The sequence below is a fragment of the Halorussus halobius genome (genome assembly GCF_004765805.1).
Classification (GTDB): Archaea; Halobacteriota; Halobacteria; order Halobacteriales; family Haladaptataceae; genus Halorussus; species Halorussus halobius.
Genome location: NZ_ML219773.1, coordinates 768,719 through 781,981, shown reverse-complemented (window position 1 = coordinate 781,981; position 13,263 = coordinate 768,719). Strand labels below are relative to the sequence as shown.

The following is a 13,263-nucleotide window of genomic DNA, read 5'->3' as shown; positions in this document are numbered from 1 at the left end:
TAAGGTGTGCGAAAATCCCCCGAGTGGGCGGGCCCACGACCGGCCGCGGTCGACCGTCGGGACATGCCAAATTTAATCCCCGGCGGGCGCTACGTGGTGGTAAGTGACCCAGATGCCGAACGACACCGTGCTGTACGTGGACGGCGAGGAGTCGTCGAGCGCGACCGCGCTGGAGCGCCTGCGCGGGCAGGCGCGGGACGGGACGTTCGTCGCCGCGACGTCGCTCGCCGACGCGAAGGAGGTCCTGCAGGACCGTCCGGTCGACTGCGTGGTGACCGCGTACGACCTCCCCGACGGGACCGGGCTGGACCTCGCCGAACACGTCCGGACGGTCGCTCCGGACGCCGGTTGCGTCCTCTACACCGGGACCGACCGCGCGGCGATCGACACCGACGGGGCCGCCGACGTCGTCACCGAGTTCGTCCCGAAGGGCGGCCCCGGTGCGGTCGAGGAACTGTGCCGGGTGGTGGAGTTCACTCTCGGCTCACGGACCCAGAGCGCGTACCCGCTCCCGCAGAACGAGGCCGACCGCCTCGACGCCCTCGACGCCTACGAACTCGACTCGGAGTCCCTGCGGTCCGACGTCAAGCGGATAACCGACCTCGCGGCCCGGTACTTCGACGCGCCGAAAGCGTCGGTGAACCTCATCAAGGAGCACAGCCAGGAGTTCCTGGCGTGTCACGGGGCCGATTGGACCCCGACAGCCCGCGAGGACTCGATCTGCACGTACACGATACTCGACGCGGGCGAGATCACGGTCATCGGCGACGTGAAGGCCGACCCCCGGTTCGCGGACAACGAGAGCCTCGACGAGCTCGGCATCCGTTCGTACGCGGGCGCTACCCTCGTCACCGACGGCGGACTCTGTATCGGTACGCTGTGCGTCTACGACGAGGAGCCCCGGACCTTCTCGACCGACGACCGGGAGTATCTCGACACGCTCGCGGAGCTCGCGATGAGCGTGATAGAGCTCCGCCACCGGCTGTCGAGCCGGCCGTCCGGACCCGACGACCACGGGACGGGGGGCGACGGGTCGTGAGCCAGCGCGCCAGGAAGCCGTATCGGTTCGGCGACGACCTGCCGCTGCACGGCGTGGACCCCGGCACGAATCTGCTGGTCGCCGGCCCCGCGATGAGTGGCGCGCGGGAGGTCGCGCTCCGACTCGTCACCGACGGCAACGACCTGGGCGAGGGGATGATGTTCGTCACGACCAACAAGACCGGCGAGAAGCTGCTGGCCCAGTGCGACCACCTGTGCGGCGGCATGTCCCGCTCCCGATTCGGCATCGTCGACTGCGTGGGCAACCAGCACGGACGCGACGGGGACGACGAGAACATCGCCACCGTGTCGAGTCCGAGCGACCTGACCGGCATCGGCATCGAGTTCTCGGGGCTGTACGGCTCGGTCCACCGCAACGGTGGCGAGCGGGTCCGCGCGGGGCTGTACTCGCTGTCGACTCTACTGATGTACTCGGAGTTCCGGACCGTCTCGCGGTTCGTCCACACCATCGGCGGCCGCATCGACGCCGCCGACGGGCTGGGCGTGTTCCTCATCGACCCGGCGACGCAGGACGAGCGCGTGGTGAGCACCATCGCGCAGTTCTGCGACGCCCGCGTCGACGTCCGCGACGAGGACGGGACGACCGAGCTTCGCGTCCGGGGGCTGGACGACCACCCGCGGGAGTGGGTCGGGTTCTGACGAAGCCCGCGCCGCTCGTCGCGTCGGCGCCGACTGGGGCCCGGTCGCGGTCCCGGCGGAGTGTCGGGGCGCTTATGCGGCTCCGGACGTGAGTTCCGGACGATGACCGACGCCTCGGACGACCGCACGGGCGAATCACCCGGCGGCTCTGCGGACGACTCCGGCGCGATGGACGACTCCGACCGAGAGGACGAGCCGGTCGCGACGAACGCCCGGACCCCCGCGGCGGACCGCGACGCCGGCGGGGAGGCCCCCGACGCGGGCGGCGAGGACCGCGACCGACCGACCCCCGAGGAGGTCGAAGAGCGCTACGACTTCGAGGACTTCGGCCCCGGAGACATGGCGGAGATGAGCTACGAGGAGTGGGAGGCCGCGTTCGACCACGACGCGTGGATAACCGGCGACCGGCTCCTCGACCGGGTGGAGGCCGACCTCGCGAATCGGGTGGCCGACCGGGACGTGTTCGCCGTCCTCGAACGGGTCGAACGGGACGGCGAGGGCCGCCTGCTGGCGTACTCCGACGAGGGGTACGCCGTGGTGTCGCCCGACGGCACCGTCGAGGGGAGCGGGACGGTCCTCCGGGACGTGAAGCCCTCGGTGGCGCTGGCGTCGATGGAGAGCTACGAGGTGCCCGACCCGCCCGAGGGCGACGTGCTCCCCGACCCGGCCGAGGTGCCCGAGGGGTCGGGGGAACTCGGCAATCGACTGTTACAGGTCATCGGAGCGGTCCACGTCCTCGCGGGCGTGGTGTTGTTGCTGTCGTGGTTCCTCTTCGACATCAGCGGACAGACGGTCGTCATCGCCATCGTGGCGGGGCTGGGCTTTCTGCTGTTCGGCGGGTTCGTCTTCCTGCTGGTGGCCAACGCCCGGCTCTCGGACCGCTTTCGCTCCGAGGAGTACCGCAACCGGCTCCGGGCCGTCGGCCTCGACGGCGACGAGCGCCCCGAGTTCCTCCCCAGTGAGGGCGAGCCCGGCGCGGAGTCGTCCGGAGACGACGTCACGGCCGAGGACGGCGTCGGGACGTCCGGCGAGGGGTCGGTTGACGAAGGAGTCCCCTCGCCGCGGGACCGGAACGAGTAGTTCCGGCGATAGCAGTCGACGCCGAGCGTTCGGTTCGCCAGCGGTCGCCGGACGAAACTCCCTTACGGCGGCATCGGTGGCTTTAAGCAATTCCTGCCCTGAGATTCGTCTGTATGAAGAGGCGGGACTTCCTGATGGCAGCTTCGGGTGTCGCTGGCGGCGCTGGGGCCGGAGCGTCGGCCGCTGCGGCACAGGAGACGACGACCACGTCGTCCAACGGTACCACTGCCTCCGGAGACGAGACCACGACTGCCGCCAACGAAACCGCGACGACCGCGTCGAGCGGCGGCGCAGAGGGCGGTGGCGGCGGTCCGACCGAGGAGGTGACAGTCGGCCCGGGTGGTAGTCTGGCGTACGAGCCGGATTCGCTGACCATCCAGCCGGGAACGACGGTAGTGTGGACGTGGGACTCGGACAACCACAACGTGGTGCCGAGCGCCCAGCCCGACGACGCCGACTGGAGCGGCACGGAGGGCGGGGACAGCGAGACGTACAACACCGGCCACGAGTACGAACACACGTTCGAGGTCGAGGGCGACTACGAGTACTACTGCACGCCCCACCGACAGGCCGGCATGACCGGCACCATCACCGTTTCGGCCGACGCCGGTGGCGGCGGCGGCGGCACCGCCGAGCAGGACCCCGAGCACATGGGCGTCCCGTTCCAGGCCCACTTCGTCGGGCTGGCGACTATCCTGATGATAGTCGTCTCGGTCGTCTACACCTTCTTCGTCCTGAAGTACGGCGAGTCGCCACACACCAGCGGGAGTAACCGATAACCATGTCATCGACAGGCTCAACCTACGGCGACATCCACCGCTACGAACCGGCCCGCGAGAGTACGGCCGCGGCCATCGCCATCGTCCTGCTGACGATAGTCGAGGTCGCGTTCGTCGGCCTGTTCACCTACGGACTGGTGACCGGCTGGGGATACACCGCCATCGGTAACATGTACCTCGGGGGCGTCCTCGCGGTCATCTTCATCGACCTCGCCTTCATCCTGCTGTTGTACCGCAAGGAGTTCCTCCCGGACGTGATGATAGTCAAGAAACGCCGGCGCAAGTGGGAGGACCTCTACGTCCGCGAAGGCCAGCAACACGGCGTCGATTCGCTCGGCAACGCGTGGGACCAGTTCAAGCGCGCAGTGTACCCGTTCTACAAGAGATAACCATGCCAGTAGAAGACGACAAGTATCCGGCAAGCACAGGTCGCCGCCGTTTCGTCAAGGGCGTCGTCGGCAGCGCGTCGCTCGCGGGAGTCGGCACCGCCGCCGCAGCGGGCATCGAGTCGACCACCGCCGCGGCGGGGCAAGGCGGCGGTATCACCCAGTACATGGCGGTCGAGAACACCGACGGTCCAGCCCCGCGCGGGATGCCCCAGATTCCCGTCAAGGTCGACTCCGAGGGGTACCTCAAGGGCATCTGGCCCGAGGTCCAGACCGTCGAGGAGCAGGGTCAAGAGTTAACCGTCGCCCGGACCGAACTCGGGGGCATCACCTACGCCAGCGAGTGGTTCCAGTACTGTGGCGTCCAGACCTACCCCGGCGTCGCGCCAGACGCCGACCAGGACAACTACTTCCGGTACAGCTCCAACTCGAAGTACGACTGGCAGAACGAGGAGACGGACGAGGGCCAGCAGGTCCACGTCGACGACTTCGAGGACTACGGCTCGTGGGGTAACGGCATCGGTCAGGACGGCCTCGGCAAGCCCGCACAGGCGACGTGGCGCTCGCAGGACGTCCCGCCGAGCGGGACGCTGCCGGTCCAGATAATCCGGAGCGAGCGCGTCGAACGGATGGCCGAGAACGACGAGTGGCTCGCCGCCAGCACCGACGAGGGCTTCATCGCCAACCTGAACAAGTGCACGCACTACTGTTGCGTGCCGACGTTCAAGGGACTGGAGGGCTCCGAGAGCTTCGGCGCGGCCGACCAGATATACTGCCAGTGCCACCAGTCGGCCTACGACCCGTTCAGCATCGTCCAGCGGTCGTTCACGGCGCTCCCGCGCCCGGAGGACAACTGATGAGCATCGAACGCAAGGACGAGTACGACCACGACGAGTGGATGCGAGAGAAGGAGCTGACGCCGGTCGAGACCACGTTCCTGACGACGCTCATCTGGTTCGACAAGCGCTTCCGCATCGTCGACTACCTCGAGATACTGGAGACCCTCTACTACCGGGTCAACCTCCAGATGCCCAAGAGCCACACCGAGCAGTACAACCTCGACAACAAGTTCTGGTACTGGTATCCGCTGTACGCGCTCGGGAGCTTCTCGACGCTCGCGTACGGCGTCGCGGCGGTCAGCGGCGCGCTGCTCGGATTCTACTACGCGCCGGCCACGACCGGCGACCCGTCGTCGGCGTACAACCAGCTGGCGTTCATCATGACCGACCTCAACTTCGGGTTCATGCTCCGGTCGCTCCACCGGTGGTCGGCGCAGGTGATGGTCGCGGCCGTGTTCCTCCACATGCTCCGGGTGTACTTCACCGGCGCGTACAAGGAGCCCCGCGAGCTCAACTGGATACTCGGCATCGTCCTCATCAGCCTTACGATGGTGTTCGGGTACACCGGCTACCTGCTCCCGTGGGACCAGCTGGCCTACTGGGCCGGACAGATCGGCGTGGAGATGGCGCTGTCGATTCCGCTGGCCGGCGAGTGGGTCGCCCAGCTGGTGTTCGGCGGATTCAGCCTCGGGCAGGCCACGCTCCAGCGGATGTACATCTTCCACGTGTTCTTGCTCCCGTTCGTCGTGACCACCCTCATCGGCGTCCACATCGCCATCGTGTGGATTCAGGGCATCGCGGAACCCCACTAAGACAATGACAGACGACCAACCGAACACCGACGACAGCGAACGAGTACAGCCAGACGGCGGTTCGGAGCCCGGTGACGCCGACGCCGGTCGGGAGGTGCGCGCCGACGGCGGCGGTACCGGCATCGTCCCGCCCGACGACGAGACCCCGACGTGGAGCGAGCGCAAGCAGCGCAAACAGGGGCTTTCGCGGCTGACCTACGAGTACTTCGAGCGGTCCCGCCGCGAGGACCAGGACCTCCGGGAGGAGTCGAGCTACGTCGAGCGCGACGTGCTGGCGTTCCCGACGTGGCCCCACGAGATGATACGGAACCTCTCGCTGGCGAGCTTCTTCGTCGGGATGATACTGTTCCTGTCGGCGACGCTCCCGCCTCACCTCGGCGCGTCCGCCGACCCGAGTTCGACGCCCACGGTCATCCTACCCGACTGGTACCTCTACTGGTCGTTCGGCCTGCTGAAGCTCGGCCCGCTCAACCCCGAACTCGCCATCCTCGGCGGCGAGAAGCTGATGGCCGACCGGACGTACGGCGTGGTCGCGAACATCGTCGTCGTGGGCATCATCGCCATCGTGCCGTTCCTCAACAAGGGGAGCGCGCGCCGGCCGGTCGAACAGCCGTTCTGGGCGGCGGTCGGGATGGGCGGGTTCGCGTTCGCGTGGACCATCAGCATCTACTCCGCGAAGAACCTCGTTCCCATCGGCTCCCACCTGCTGTTCGACCTGACGTTCCTCCTGCCAATCGTGGTCGGGACCATCACTTACGCGGTGCTGAAGTCGATGCGCGAGGGATACATGTTCGACCTCAATCGGCGCTACTACCGGCTCCGGCCGCCCAAGTGACGCCCTAACGGAGCCTCTTCTCATGGATTCACCGTCCGACGACCGGACCGACGCCACGAGCGAGCGGACCGAGTCTGTTGGGGACACACCCGGCGCGACGACCGACCGAACCGACGACGACCGGCCCGGCGGTCGGGAGATCGAGGTACCGCTACACCTCTACAAGGTCGTGACCGTGTTCTCGACGATGTTCGCCGTGGCGTTCGTGGTCGGCGGCTTCGTCGTGCTCGACAGCGCGACCCAGCGCGCACAGCTGTCGCTGTCGGAGATGAACCTGCCGCTGGCGATACTCGGCGTCGGGATGATCGCCGCTGGCGCTGTCGTGTACGCCTTCTCGACCCGGTTCCGGGCCGAAGGAATGGGAAAACCTAAAGACGACTCCGACGAACAATCCGACAATGGCTGACGAATTCATCAAGGGCCTCGGCGTCCTCACCGGTGGCGGGCTCCTATGGATGGTGTTGTCGGGCTGGTACACCACGGCTGGCTTCGAGTCCACCCAGCTCCTCGCGGAGGTCCCGACGGAGCTCGGGACGTACGGGCAGGCCGCCATCGTGCTTCGGGAGGCGCTGTTCTGGTTCGTCGTCCTCGGCGTGGTGGCGTTCTGGGTGGTCATTCCGGCGTTCCAGCAGCTCCGCCAAGCGTCGTAACCCGGCGACAGACGCCGATTCCTTCCGGTGGCTCGACTCCCGACAGCGACAGCCCCGACTCTCGCTGTGACGCGGGTCGTCTCGTCGCTGGCGACCCGCAGTTCCAACCCACGGATGGTCGGCGACTGGGGATGTGGTCGTCGAGTCCGCGACCGCGGAAAACCAGTTCGGCCGGGGAGGCTGGGTCGACGCCGGGGCAAGAGCCTCGTCGCCCCGGCGTTCCAGCGAACCGCGTCGGACGTTCCGCCTACGGACGTAGTCCAGACTCGGACGCCGAGGAGAGCGGGACGAAAAAGCGGAACGGTTCGGGGCGGAACGTCCGCCCGGGATGAGGCACCGACCTCACGCCGGGCGGACGAGGCCGGGACCGCTCAGACGATGCTGGTCCAGTACGGTTCGATGACGAAGAACAGGCTGAGGTAGCCCGCGTAGAGCGTGACGAAGAGCGAGGCCGTCAGCGCGCCCTTTGGACTCGACAGCGTCTCGTCGCTGCGGAGTTCGACCTCCCTGGCCTCGAACTCGAAGAAGTCGGTGACGAACAGCCCCAACACCAGTATCGACAGCACCATCCCGGCGTGATGGTGGAGGGTCATCAGGTAGAACGACCCCAGCACCAACACAACGTTCGACGCCTCGTGAAGCCAGTTGCGGTCGAGCGAGTCCTCGTGGTCGTCGTTTCGGGCCTGCCGCCGGTAGCCGCGGTACGCCCACCAGCGCGTCCCCAAGTTGACGAGCACGAGCGCCAGCACCACGTGCTCGACGTAGGGCCCGATGTAGGTGTCGACCGGTCCGAACATCGACAGCGGTTGCATACCCGATATTCGGGAAGCCGACGTATTATATCCTTCCCAATCGCCGCGCCAGCGGAGAACGCCCGGCCGCAGCGACCGCTTCGACCACACCCTTACCGCTCGAAGAATCGGGCTTCGAACGGGCGAGCCAGTTCCAGCGCCCCGTCGGCGACCACCTCGACCGGCGTCTCCGGCGGGACCGACCGGCTGGTGCGGTCGTCGAGCAACAGCGACACCTCGCCCTCGTCGCGCTCGACCGCCAGTTCGACCGGGTCGGCCGACGACAGCACCCAGTGGTCGACGTTCACCGCGAACGGCGCGACCGCGACCGCGCTCACGACGCCCGAGCCGGGTTCGAGCAGCGGCCCCCCGACGCTCCGGCCGTAGCCGTGGCTCCCCGTGGGCGTCGAGACGACCACGCCGTCGGCCCGGACCCGGGCGACCTGCTCGCCGCTCGACCGGACCGCGTACTCGGAGATGCGGGCGGGCTCGGCCGTCACGAGCATGACGTCCGCCAGCGCCCGGCCGACGCGCTCGCCCCCGACCGCGACGGCGAGCACTGCGCGGGCTTCGGTGGCGTACTCGCCCGCGAACAGCGCATCGACCGCCGCCGTCGCGTCGGACTCGTCGACGCTGCCGTAGCCGGGGCCGGCCGCTATCGGGAGGACCGGCGCGGAGACGCCCGCGCGGACTACCGCGAGCAGGGACGGCTCGCCGACCGCGACGACCGCGTCCGGGTCGCCGGCGACCACCTCGTCGGCCGACCCGGCCACGCACTCGGCGTCGCGACTCGAGGCGACGTCTCGAAGCCGGTCCGCGAGCGGTCGGTCGCCGACGACGCCGACCGTCACGCGGCTCCGACCTCCTCGAACGCGCTATCCATCGGTCGTCCCTTGGACCGCCATCCGTGAAAAGGGTACGGAGTCGACCGAGCCGTCGAATCCGAACCGGCTCGCCCCGTCGCGAGTCGGGCGCTCAGACGAGCGCCGTCTCGGCACCCACGTACAGCACGACCACGAGGAACAGCCACACCGCGTCCACGAAGTGCCAGTACATCGATACCGTGGTGACCGAGACGTGCCGGTCGGCGGTGTACTGGCCGTACAGCGCGCGGACGAACACGATGCCCAGCAGGACCGCGCCCATCGAGACGTGGAGGCCGTGGAGGCCCGTCAGCCCGTAGAACGCGCTGCCGAAGATGCCCGTGGTGAAATCGAAGCCGCCGTGGACGATGAACTCGTAGTACTCGTACACCTGCCCGCCGATGAACACGAGCCCCAGCAGGAGCGTAGTACCCATCCCCACCAGGAAGTTCCGGCGGTCGCCCTGCCGGAGCTTGACGTGGCCCCAGTGGAGGGTGAAACTCGACAGCACCAGTATCGCGGTGTTGATGAGTACCAGCGAGCTCACCAGGTCGGGGAACGCCTCGGTCGACCACGACCCGACCCTGATGAAGAAGTAGTACACGAACCCCGCGCCGAAGGTGGCGATCTCCGTACCGAGGAACAGCACCATTCCCCACCGGAGTCCGACGCCGTCGCCGTGGCCGCCGCCCGACCAGAACGCCTTCACGAAGGCGTGGTACACCCAGCCGTACAGCCCGGCGAGGAAGAGCCCGACCGCACCCACGAACACGACGGGGCCGTAGATGGCGTCGACCAGTGCCTGTTCGCCCTGCGCCAGTACGAACAGGGCGGCCCCCACGTAGATGCCCGACGCGCCCAGTGCAGTGACGAAGGGCCACCAGCTCGCCTCGCCGAACCCCCGTGGCCAGTCCTCGACGGCCGGGAGGTGGTGGCCGTGCTCTTCCGCCGAATCGTCCGCTACTGTCATACGGGGGATTTGCGGGTCGAACAGTAAAAAGCCACCTGTACGTACCCGGGCCGGGACGCGACCGTCTGCGGGCGTCCGGCCGCCGAAGCCGTTCGGCAATCCGAACGCCCGGACGCCGTCGAGACCGACGAACGAGACCGGTAACCCGGCGGGACGCTATCGGTCGACCTCGGGGTCGTCGACGACCCGGCCGCGCTGTCGCCCGAGCCGCGGCGTCGCCTCGGCGTAGACGTGCTCGAAGATGTCGTCGACGTCCATGCCGGTCCGCTCCTCGACGCCGACGACGGCTTCGGCCACACGTTGTTCGGCCCACTCGCGGAGTTCGTTCTCCTCGTCGTCGGTCCAGTCGTGGGCGTCTTCGAGGTACTCCCGGGTGCGCTCGACGGGGTCGCGCTCGCGCCACGCCTCAACCTCGGCGTCGTCGCGGTACTTCGAGGGGTCGTCGGTGGTGGTGTGAGCGCCCTGCCGGTAGGTGACCGCCTCGATGAGTCGCGGCCCCTCGCCGGCCTTCGCGGCGTCGAGGGCGTCCCGGACCGCCGCGTACACCGCCAGCACGTCGTTGCCGTCGACCCGGACGCCCTCGAAGCCGTAGGCGTCGGCCTTCTGGGCGATGGTGGCGCTGGCGGTCTGGCGCTCGCGGGGCACCGAGATCGCCCAGTGGTTGTTCTGGCAGAAGAAGACGGTCGGGGCGTCGAACACGCCGGCGAAGTTCATGCCCTCGTGGAAGTCGCCCTCGCTGGTCGCGCCGTCCCCGAAGCTCACCAGCGACGCGCAGTCGTCGCCCCGGTAGTCGGACGCCATGCCGACGCCGACCGCGTGGGGAAGCTGGGTCGCGATTGGGATGGTCGGCGGGAACGTCCGGAGCGTGGCCGGGTCTTCGCGGTCCACGTAGTTGCCCTCGCCGTGGAGGTGCAACAGCACGTCCTCCAGGTCGAGTCCGCGGGCGAGATAGATACCGTGGTCGCGGTAGGTCGGGAAGCAGTAGTCGCCGGCCTCGAGCGCGTAGGCCGCGCCGACCTGCGCTGCCTCCTGGCCCGCAAGCGGCGCGTAGGTGCCGATGCGGCCCTGTCGGTGGAGTCGTACCGCCTTCTCGTCGAACGTCCGTGCGAGCACCTGGAGCCGGTACAGTTCCTCGACCTCCGTTCGGGAGAGGTTCGGGACGGCGCGTTCGTCGACGGTTCCGTCCGGGGAGACGACCCGGTTCACGTCGGGAGCCTGTATTGCCATATCGTCGATCACCGACTGTCTATCGGTCAGACGAACCCCATCGTAATAAAACATCGCTGGGTGGCTCAATTAGTGGAAGATAGATGCTAGGCTTAAAAAGGTAGGTAAGGATGGTTGATTATGGACGGGGCGAGACCGGGGCGAATCGAAGAATCATCGACGTTTCTTCCGAAACGCTTACGCCGCCTCTCGATTCATGCGGTGGTATGACACGGTGGATCGGCGAGACGTTCACGAGCGACGCTGGCTGGAAACACCTCGAGGACCTGGTCGACCTCGGTAACCGGATGGCCGGGAGCGAGGGCGAACGGCGAGGTGCCGAACTGACTCGCGACGCGCTCGACCGCGTCGGCGCGCGGAACGCCCGCGTCGAGGCGTTCGAACTCCAGGGCTGGACGCGGGGCGACAGCCGGATTCGGGCGGGCGGGACCGAACAGGACTGCATCGCGCTGCCCCGCAGTCCCGACGAGTCGGTCACGGGCGACCTCGTGGACCTCGGCTACGGGCTGCCCGAGGACTTCGAGGACGCCGACCTCGACGGGAAGGTGGTGATGGTCGCCACGAACGTCCCCGACTACTACGACCGGTTCGTCCACCGGCGGGAGAAGTACTACCGCGCGGTCGAGGCCGGCGCGGCCGCGTTCGTGTTCCGCAACCACGTCGAGGGCCGCCTGCCGCCCACCGGGAGCGTGGGGACCGACGCCGACCCCATCGGCGGCGTGCCGGCGGTCGGCGTCAGCAAGGAGGTCGGAGCGCGACTCGCCCGCCGGTTCGAGGGCGAGTCGGTCGAGGTGTCGGTCGACGCCGAAATCGGCGACGCCACCAGCCAGAACGTCCACGCCGAACTCGGGCCCGACACCGACGAGGCGGTGCTGGTCACGAGCCACGTCGACGCCCACGACGTCGCCGAGGGCGCGATGGACAACGGGGCCGGGACGGCCGCGGTAATCGAGCTGGCCCGGGCGCTGGCGGCCCGCGAGGACGACCTCGACACGAGAGTCGAGTTCGTGGCCTACGGGGCCGAGGAGGTCGGTCTCGTGGGGTCGAGCTACGACGCCGAGGTGCGCGGGACCGACGCCGGCGAGGCTCGTTCGCCGACGTTCGACTCGATAAAGGGCGTCGTGAACAACGACGGCGTGGCCCGGGGGCGCACCCTCTCTTTCTACACCAACGGGTTCGACGCGCTGGGCGACCTCGCCGAGGACGTCGCGGGCGACTTCGGCCATCCGGTGACGACGATTCCGGAGGTGGCCCCGCACAGCGACCACTGGCCGTACGTCCGGTGGGGCGTCCCGGGCTACCACGTCATGAGCGAGACCGGCGACGAGGGCCGCGGGTGGGGCCACACCCGCGCGGACACGCTCGACAAACTGGAGGTCCGGGACCTCCGCGAGCAGGCGGTCCTGCTGACCGAGCTGACCGTCCGGCTCGCCAGCGACGAGTTCGAGGTGGCCCACCGGCCGCCCGCCGCGATCGCCGACGCCCTCGAGGCCCAGAACGAGGCCGAGGGGATGAAGCTGGTCGGCGACTGGCCGTACGACGAGGCGTGAACGCGAGAGGAAGAGAAATCGAGAGTCAGGCCGAACTGCTGTTGCGCTGGTCGTCGAGCCAGTCCTGATACTCCTGCTGGGAGACCACTTCGACCTCGCCGAGCATCTGTGAGTGGCCGACGCCACAGTACTCGGCGCAGTAGAGCTGGTAGGTGTCCTCCTCGGTTATCTGGGTCTTGATGACGTTGTGCTGACCGGGCATGGCGTCCTGTTTGAGCCCGAGTTCCGGGACGTGGAGCGCGTGAATCCAGTCGTCGGAGGTCACGTTGAGGAAGACGTCCGTGTCGCTCGGCAGGACGAGCGTGCCCGTGGTCGAGACGTTCTCGCCCTCGTAGTTGAACTCCCAGAGGTACTTCACGCCGACGACCTCGACGTGGACCGCGTCGTCGTTCACGGCGTCGTCGACCTGGCTCTCGGAACCGGTGACGTACTCGTTGGCCATCACGCCGTAGGAGGCGTAGCCGACGACCAGCAAGACGACCGCGGTGGCGATGGTCCACGAGATCTCGAGCCGGCGGTTCTCCTTGGTCGGCTTGGGGTCGTCGTTGTTGCGGAACTTCCACACGGTGTAGATGAGAATTCCCTCGACCAGCAGGGTGATGGGAATCGCCATGTAGAGGAGTTGGGTGTTGAGCGAGCGTATCAGCTCCTCCGTGGTGGAGTCGTACCCCTGTGCGAGTACGGGGTCCGCGAACAGGGCGAGACCCGCGACCCCCAGCAGCGTCACGACCGCCGTCCGCTTGAGCTTCATGCTGTCCCGGATTTGGTCCGACACCCATAAAT

General features: G+C 68.0%; 16 protein-coding genes. 11 read left to right on the top strand and 5 right to left on the bottom strand.

From position 1 onward, the window contains the following. The first annotated feature begins 112 nt into the window (after positions 1 to 112). The 10 genes from EPL03_RS03960 to EPL03_RS03915 all read left to right on the top strand — a co-directional run bounded on the left by EPL03_RS03960 (position 113) and on the right by EPL03_RS03915 (position 7,079). On the top strand, positions 113 to 1,039 hold the full coding sequence (locus EPL03_RS03960; RefSeq protein WP_168216175.1) for a GAF domain-containing protein: 927 nt from the start codon (positions 113 to 115) through the stop codon (positions 1,037 to 1,039). Beyond that, positions 1,036 to 1,698 (top strand): DUF7504 family protein, encoded by a 663-nt coding sequence (locus tag EPL03_RS03955; protein ID WP_135828024.1) that lies wholly within the window; start codon positions 1,036 to 1,038, stop codon positions 1,696 to 1,698. Before EPL03_RS03960 ends, EPL03_RS03955 begins: the two co-directional genes overlap by 4 nt. A 102-nt stretch (positions 1,699 to 1,800) precedes the next feature. Beyond that, a complete protein-coding gene (locus tag EPL03_RS03950; RefSeq protein ID WP_210424892.1) occupies positions 1,801 to 2,778 on the top strand; it encodes a DUF7319 domain-containing protein in 978 nt (325 codons plus the stop codon). A gap of 113 nt (positions 2,779 to 2,891) precedes the next feature. After that, a complete protein-coding gene (locus tag EPL03_RS03945; protein WP_135828023.1) occupies positions 2,892 to 3,557 on the top strand; it encodes a plastocyanin/azurin family copper-binding protein in 666 nt (221 codons plus the stop codon). 2 nt (positions 3,558 to 3,559) lie between these two features. Next, positions 3,560 to 3,946 carry a DUF7318 family protein gene (locus EPL03_RS03940; RefSeq protein WP_135828022.1) on the top strand — a complete coding sequence of 129 codons (387 nt, stop codon included), beginning with the start codon at positions 3,560 to 3,562 and terminating at the stop codon, positions 3,944 to 3,946. A 2-nt stretch (positions 3,947 to 3,948) separates the two neighbouring features. Continuing rightward, positions 3,949 to 4,800: a Rieske 2Fe-2S domain-containing protein gene (locus tag EPL03_RS03935; RefSeq protein ID WP_135828021.1), complete on the top strand. Its 852-nt coding sequence runs from the start codon at positions 3,949 to 3,951 to the stop codon at positions 4,798 to 4,800. Beyond that, entirely contained in the window at positions 4,800 to 5,594 is a 795-nt protein-coding gene (locus EPL03_RS03930; protein WP_135828020.1) for a cytochrome b, read from the top strand. Before EPL03_RS03935 ends, EPL03_RS03930 begins: the two co-directional genes overlap by 1 nt. Before the next feature lie 4 nt (positions 5,595 to 5,598). Further along, the gene (locus EPL03_RS03925) at positions 5,599 to 6,429 is read left to right on the top strand and encodes a cytochrome b family protein (RefSeq protein WP_135828019.1); all 831 of its coding nucleotides are present in this window, start codon (positions 5,599 to 5,601) and stop codon (positions 6,427 to 6,429) included. Positions 6,430 to 6,451: 22 nt separating this feature from the next. Next, the gene (locus tag EPL03_RS20705; protein WP_368277055.1) at positions 6,452 to 6,835 is read left to right on the top strand and encodes a DUF7315 family membrane protein; all 384 of its coding nucleotides are present in this window, start codon (positions 6,452 to 6,454) and stop codon (positions 6,833 to 6,835) included. Beyond that, the gene (locus EPL03_RS03915; protein ID WP_135828018.1) at positions 6,828 to 7,079 is read left to right on the top strand and encodes a DUF7314 family protein; all 252 of its coding nucleotides are present in this window, start codon (positions 6,828 to 6,830) and stop codon (positions 7,077 to 7,079) included. Before EPL03_RS20705 ends, EPL03_RS03915 begins: the two co-directional genes overlap by 8 nt. A 371-nt stretch (positions 7,080 to 7,450) precedes the next feature. Here EPL03_RS03915 and EPL03_RS03910 read toward each other — a convergent pair whose 3' ends face one another. From EPL03_RS03910 to pdhA, 4 genes are all read right to left on the bottom strand, one after another. Beyond that, the gene (locus EPL03_RS03910) at positions 7,451 to 7,891 is read right to left on the bottom strand and encodes a DUF7313 family protein (RefSeq protein ID WP_135828017.1); all 441 of its coding nucleotides are present in this window, start codon (positions 7,889 to 7,891) and stop codon (positions 7,451 to 7,453) included. Between the two features lie 92 nt (positions 7,892 to 7,983). Then, entirely contained in the window at positions 7,984 to 8,721 is a 738-nt protein-coding gene (locus EPL03_RS03905; protein WP_135828016.1) for an NAD(+)/NADH kinase, read from the bottom strand. Between the two features lie 124 nt (positions 8,722 to 8,845). Further along, a complete protein-coding gene (locus EPL03_RS03900) occupies positions 8,846 to 9,703 on the bottom strand; it encodes a cytochrome c oxidase subunit 3 (RefSeq protein WP_135828015.1) in 858 nt (285 codons plus the stop codon). Positions 9,704 to 9,859: 156 nt separating this feature from the next. After that, the gene (gene pdhA / locus EPL03_RS03895; RefSeq protein ID WP_210424891.1) at positions 9,860 to 10,930 is read right to left on the bottom strand and encodes a pyruvate dehydrogenase (acetyl-transferring) E1 component subunit alpha; all 1,071 of its coding nucleotides are present in this window, start codon (positions 10,928 to 10,930) and stop codon (positions 9,860 to 9,862) included. Between the two features lie 206 nt (positions 10,931 to 11,136). Between pdhA and EPL03_RS03890 the strand changes: the two genes are divergently transcribed. After that, positions 11,137 to 12,480, top strand: coding sequence for a M28 family peptidase (locus EPL03_RS03890; RefSeq protein WP_135828014.1), 1,344 nt, complete (start codon positions 11,137 to 11,139; stop codon positions 12,478 to 12,480). A gap of 25 nt (positions 12,481 to 12,505) precedes the next feature. Here EPL03_RS03890 and coxB read toward each other — a convergent pair whose 3' ends face one another. Next, positions 12,506 to 13,231, bottom strand: coding sequence for a cytochrome c oxidase subunit II (gene coxB, locus EPL03_RS03885; protein ID WP_135828013.1), 726 nt, complete (start codon positions 13,229 to 13,231; stop codon positions 12,506 to 12,508). Between the last annotated feature and the right edge of the window lie 32 nt (positions 13,232 to 13,263).

Bases quoted from the DNA above. Each gene is read 5' to 3' on its own strand.
- EPL03_RS03960 (WP_168216175.1), top strand. From the start codon at position 113: ATGCCGAACGACACCGTGCTGTACGTGGACGGCGAGGAGTCGTCGAGC.
- EPL03_RS03950 (WP_210424892.1), top strand. From the start codon at position 1,801: ATGACCGACGCCTCGGACGACCGCACGGGCGAATCACCCGGCGGCTCT.
- EPL03_RS03945 (WP_135828023.1), top strand. From the start codon at position 2,892: ATGAAGAGGCGGGACTTCCTGATGGCAGCTTCGGGTGTCGCTGGCGGC.
- EPL03_RS03940 (WP_135828022.1), top strand. From the start codon at position 3,560: ATGTCATCGACAGGCTCAACCTACGGCGACATCCACCGCTACGAACCG.
- EPL03_RS03935 (WP_135828021.1), top strand. From the start codon at position 3,949: ATGCCAGTAGAAGACGACAAGTATCCGGCAAGCACAGGTCGCCGCCGT.
- EPL03_RS03930 (WP_135828020.1), top strand. From the start codon at position 4,800: ATGAGCATCGAACGCAAGGACGAGTACGACCACGACGAGTGGATGCGA.
- EPL03_RS03925 (WP_135828019.1), top strand. From the start codon at position 5,599: ATGACAGACGACCAACCGAACACCGACGACAGCGAACGAGTACAGCCA.
- EPL03_RS20705 (WP_368277055.1), top strand. From the start codon at position 6,452: ATGGATTCACCGTCCGACGACCGGACCGACGCCACGAGCGAGCGGACC.
- EPL03_RS03915 (WP_135828018.1), top strand. From the start codon at position 6,828: ATGGCTGACGAATTCATCAAGGGCCTCGGCGTCCTCACCGGTGGCGGG.
- EPL03_RS03910 (WP_135828017.1), bottom strand. From the start codon at position 7,891: ATGCAACCGCTGTCGATGTTCGGACCGGTCGACACCTACATCGGGCCC.
- EPL03_RS03900 (WP_135828015.1), bottom strand. From the start codon at position 9,703: ATGACAGTAGCGGACGATTCGGCGGAAGAGCACGGCCACCACCTCCCG.
- pdhA (WP_210424891.1), bottom strand. From the start codon at position 10,930: ATGGCAATACAGGCTCCCGACGTGAACCGGGTCGTCTCCCCGGACGGA.
- EPL03_RS03890 (WP_135828014.1), top strand. From the start codon at position 11,137: ATGACACGGTGGATCGGCGAGACGTTCACGAGCGACGCTGGCTGGAAA.
- coxB (WP_135828013.1), bottom strand. From the start codon at position 13,231: ATGAAGCTCAAGCGGACGGCGGTCGTGACGCTGCTGGGGGTCGCGGGT.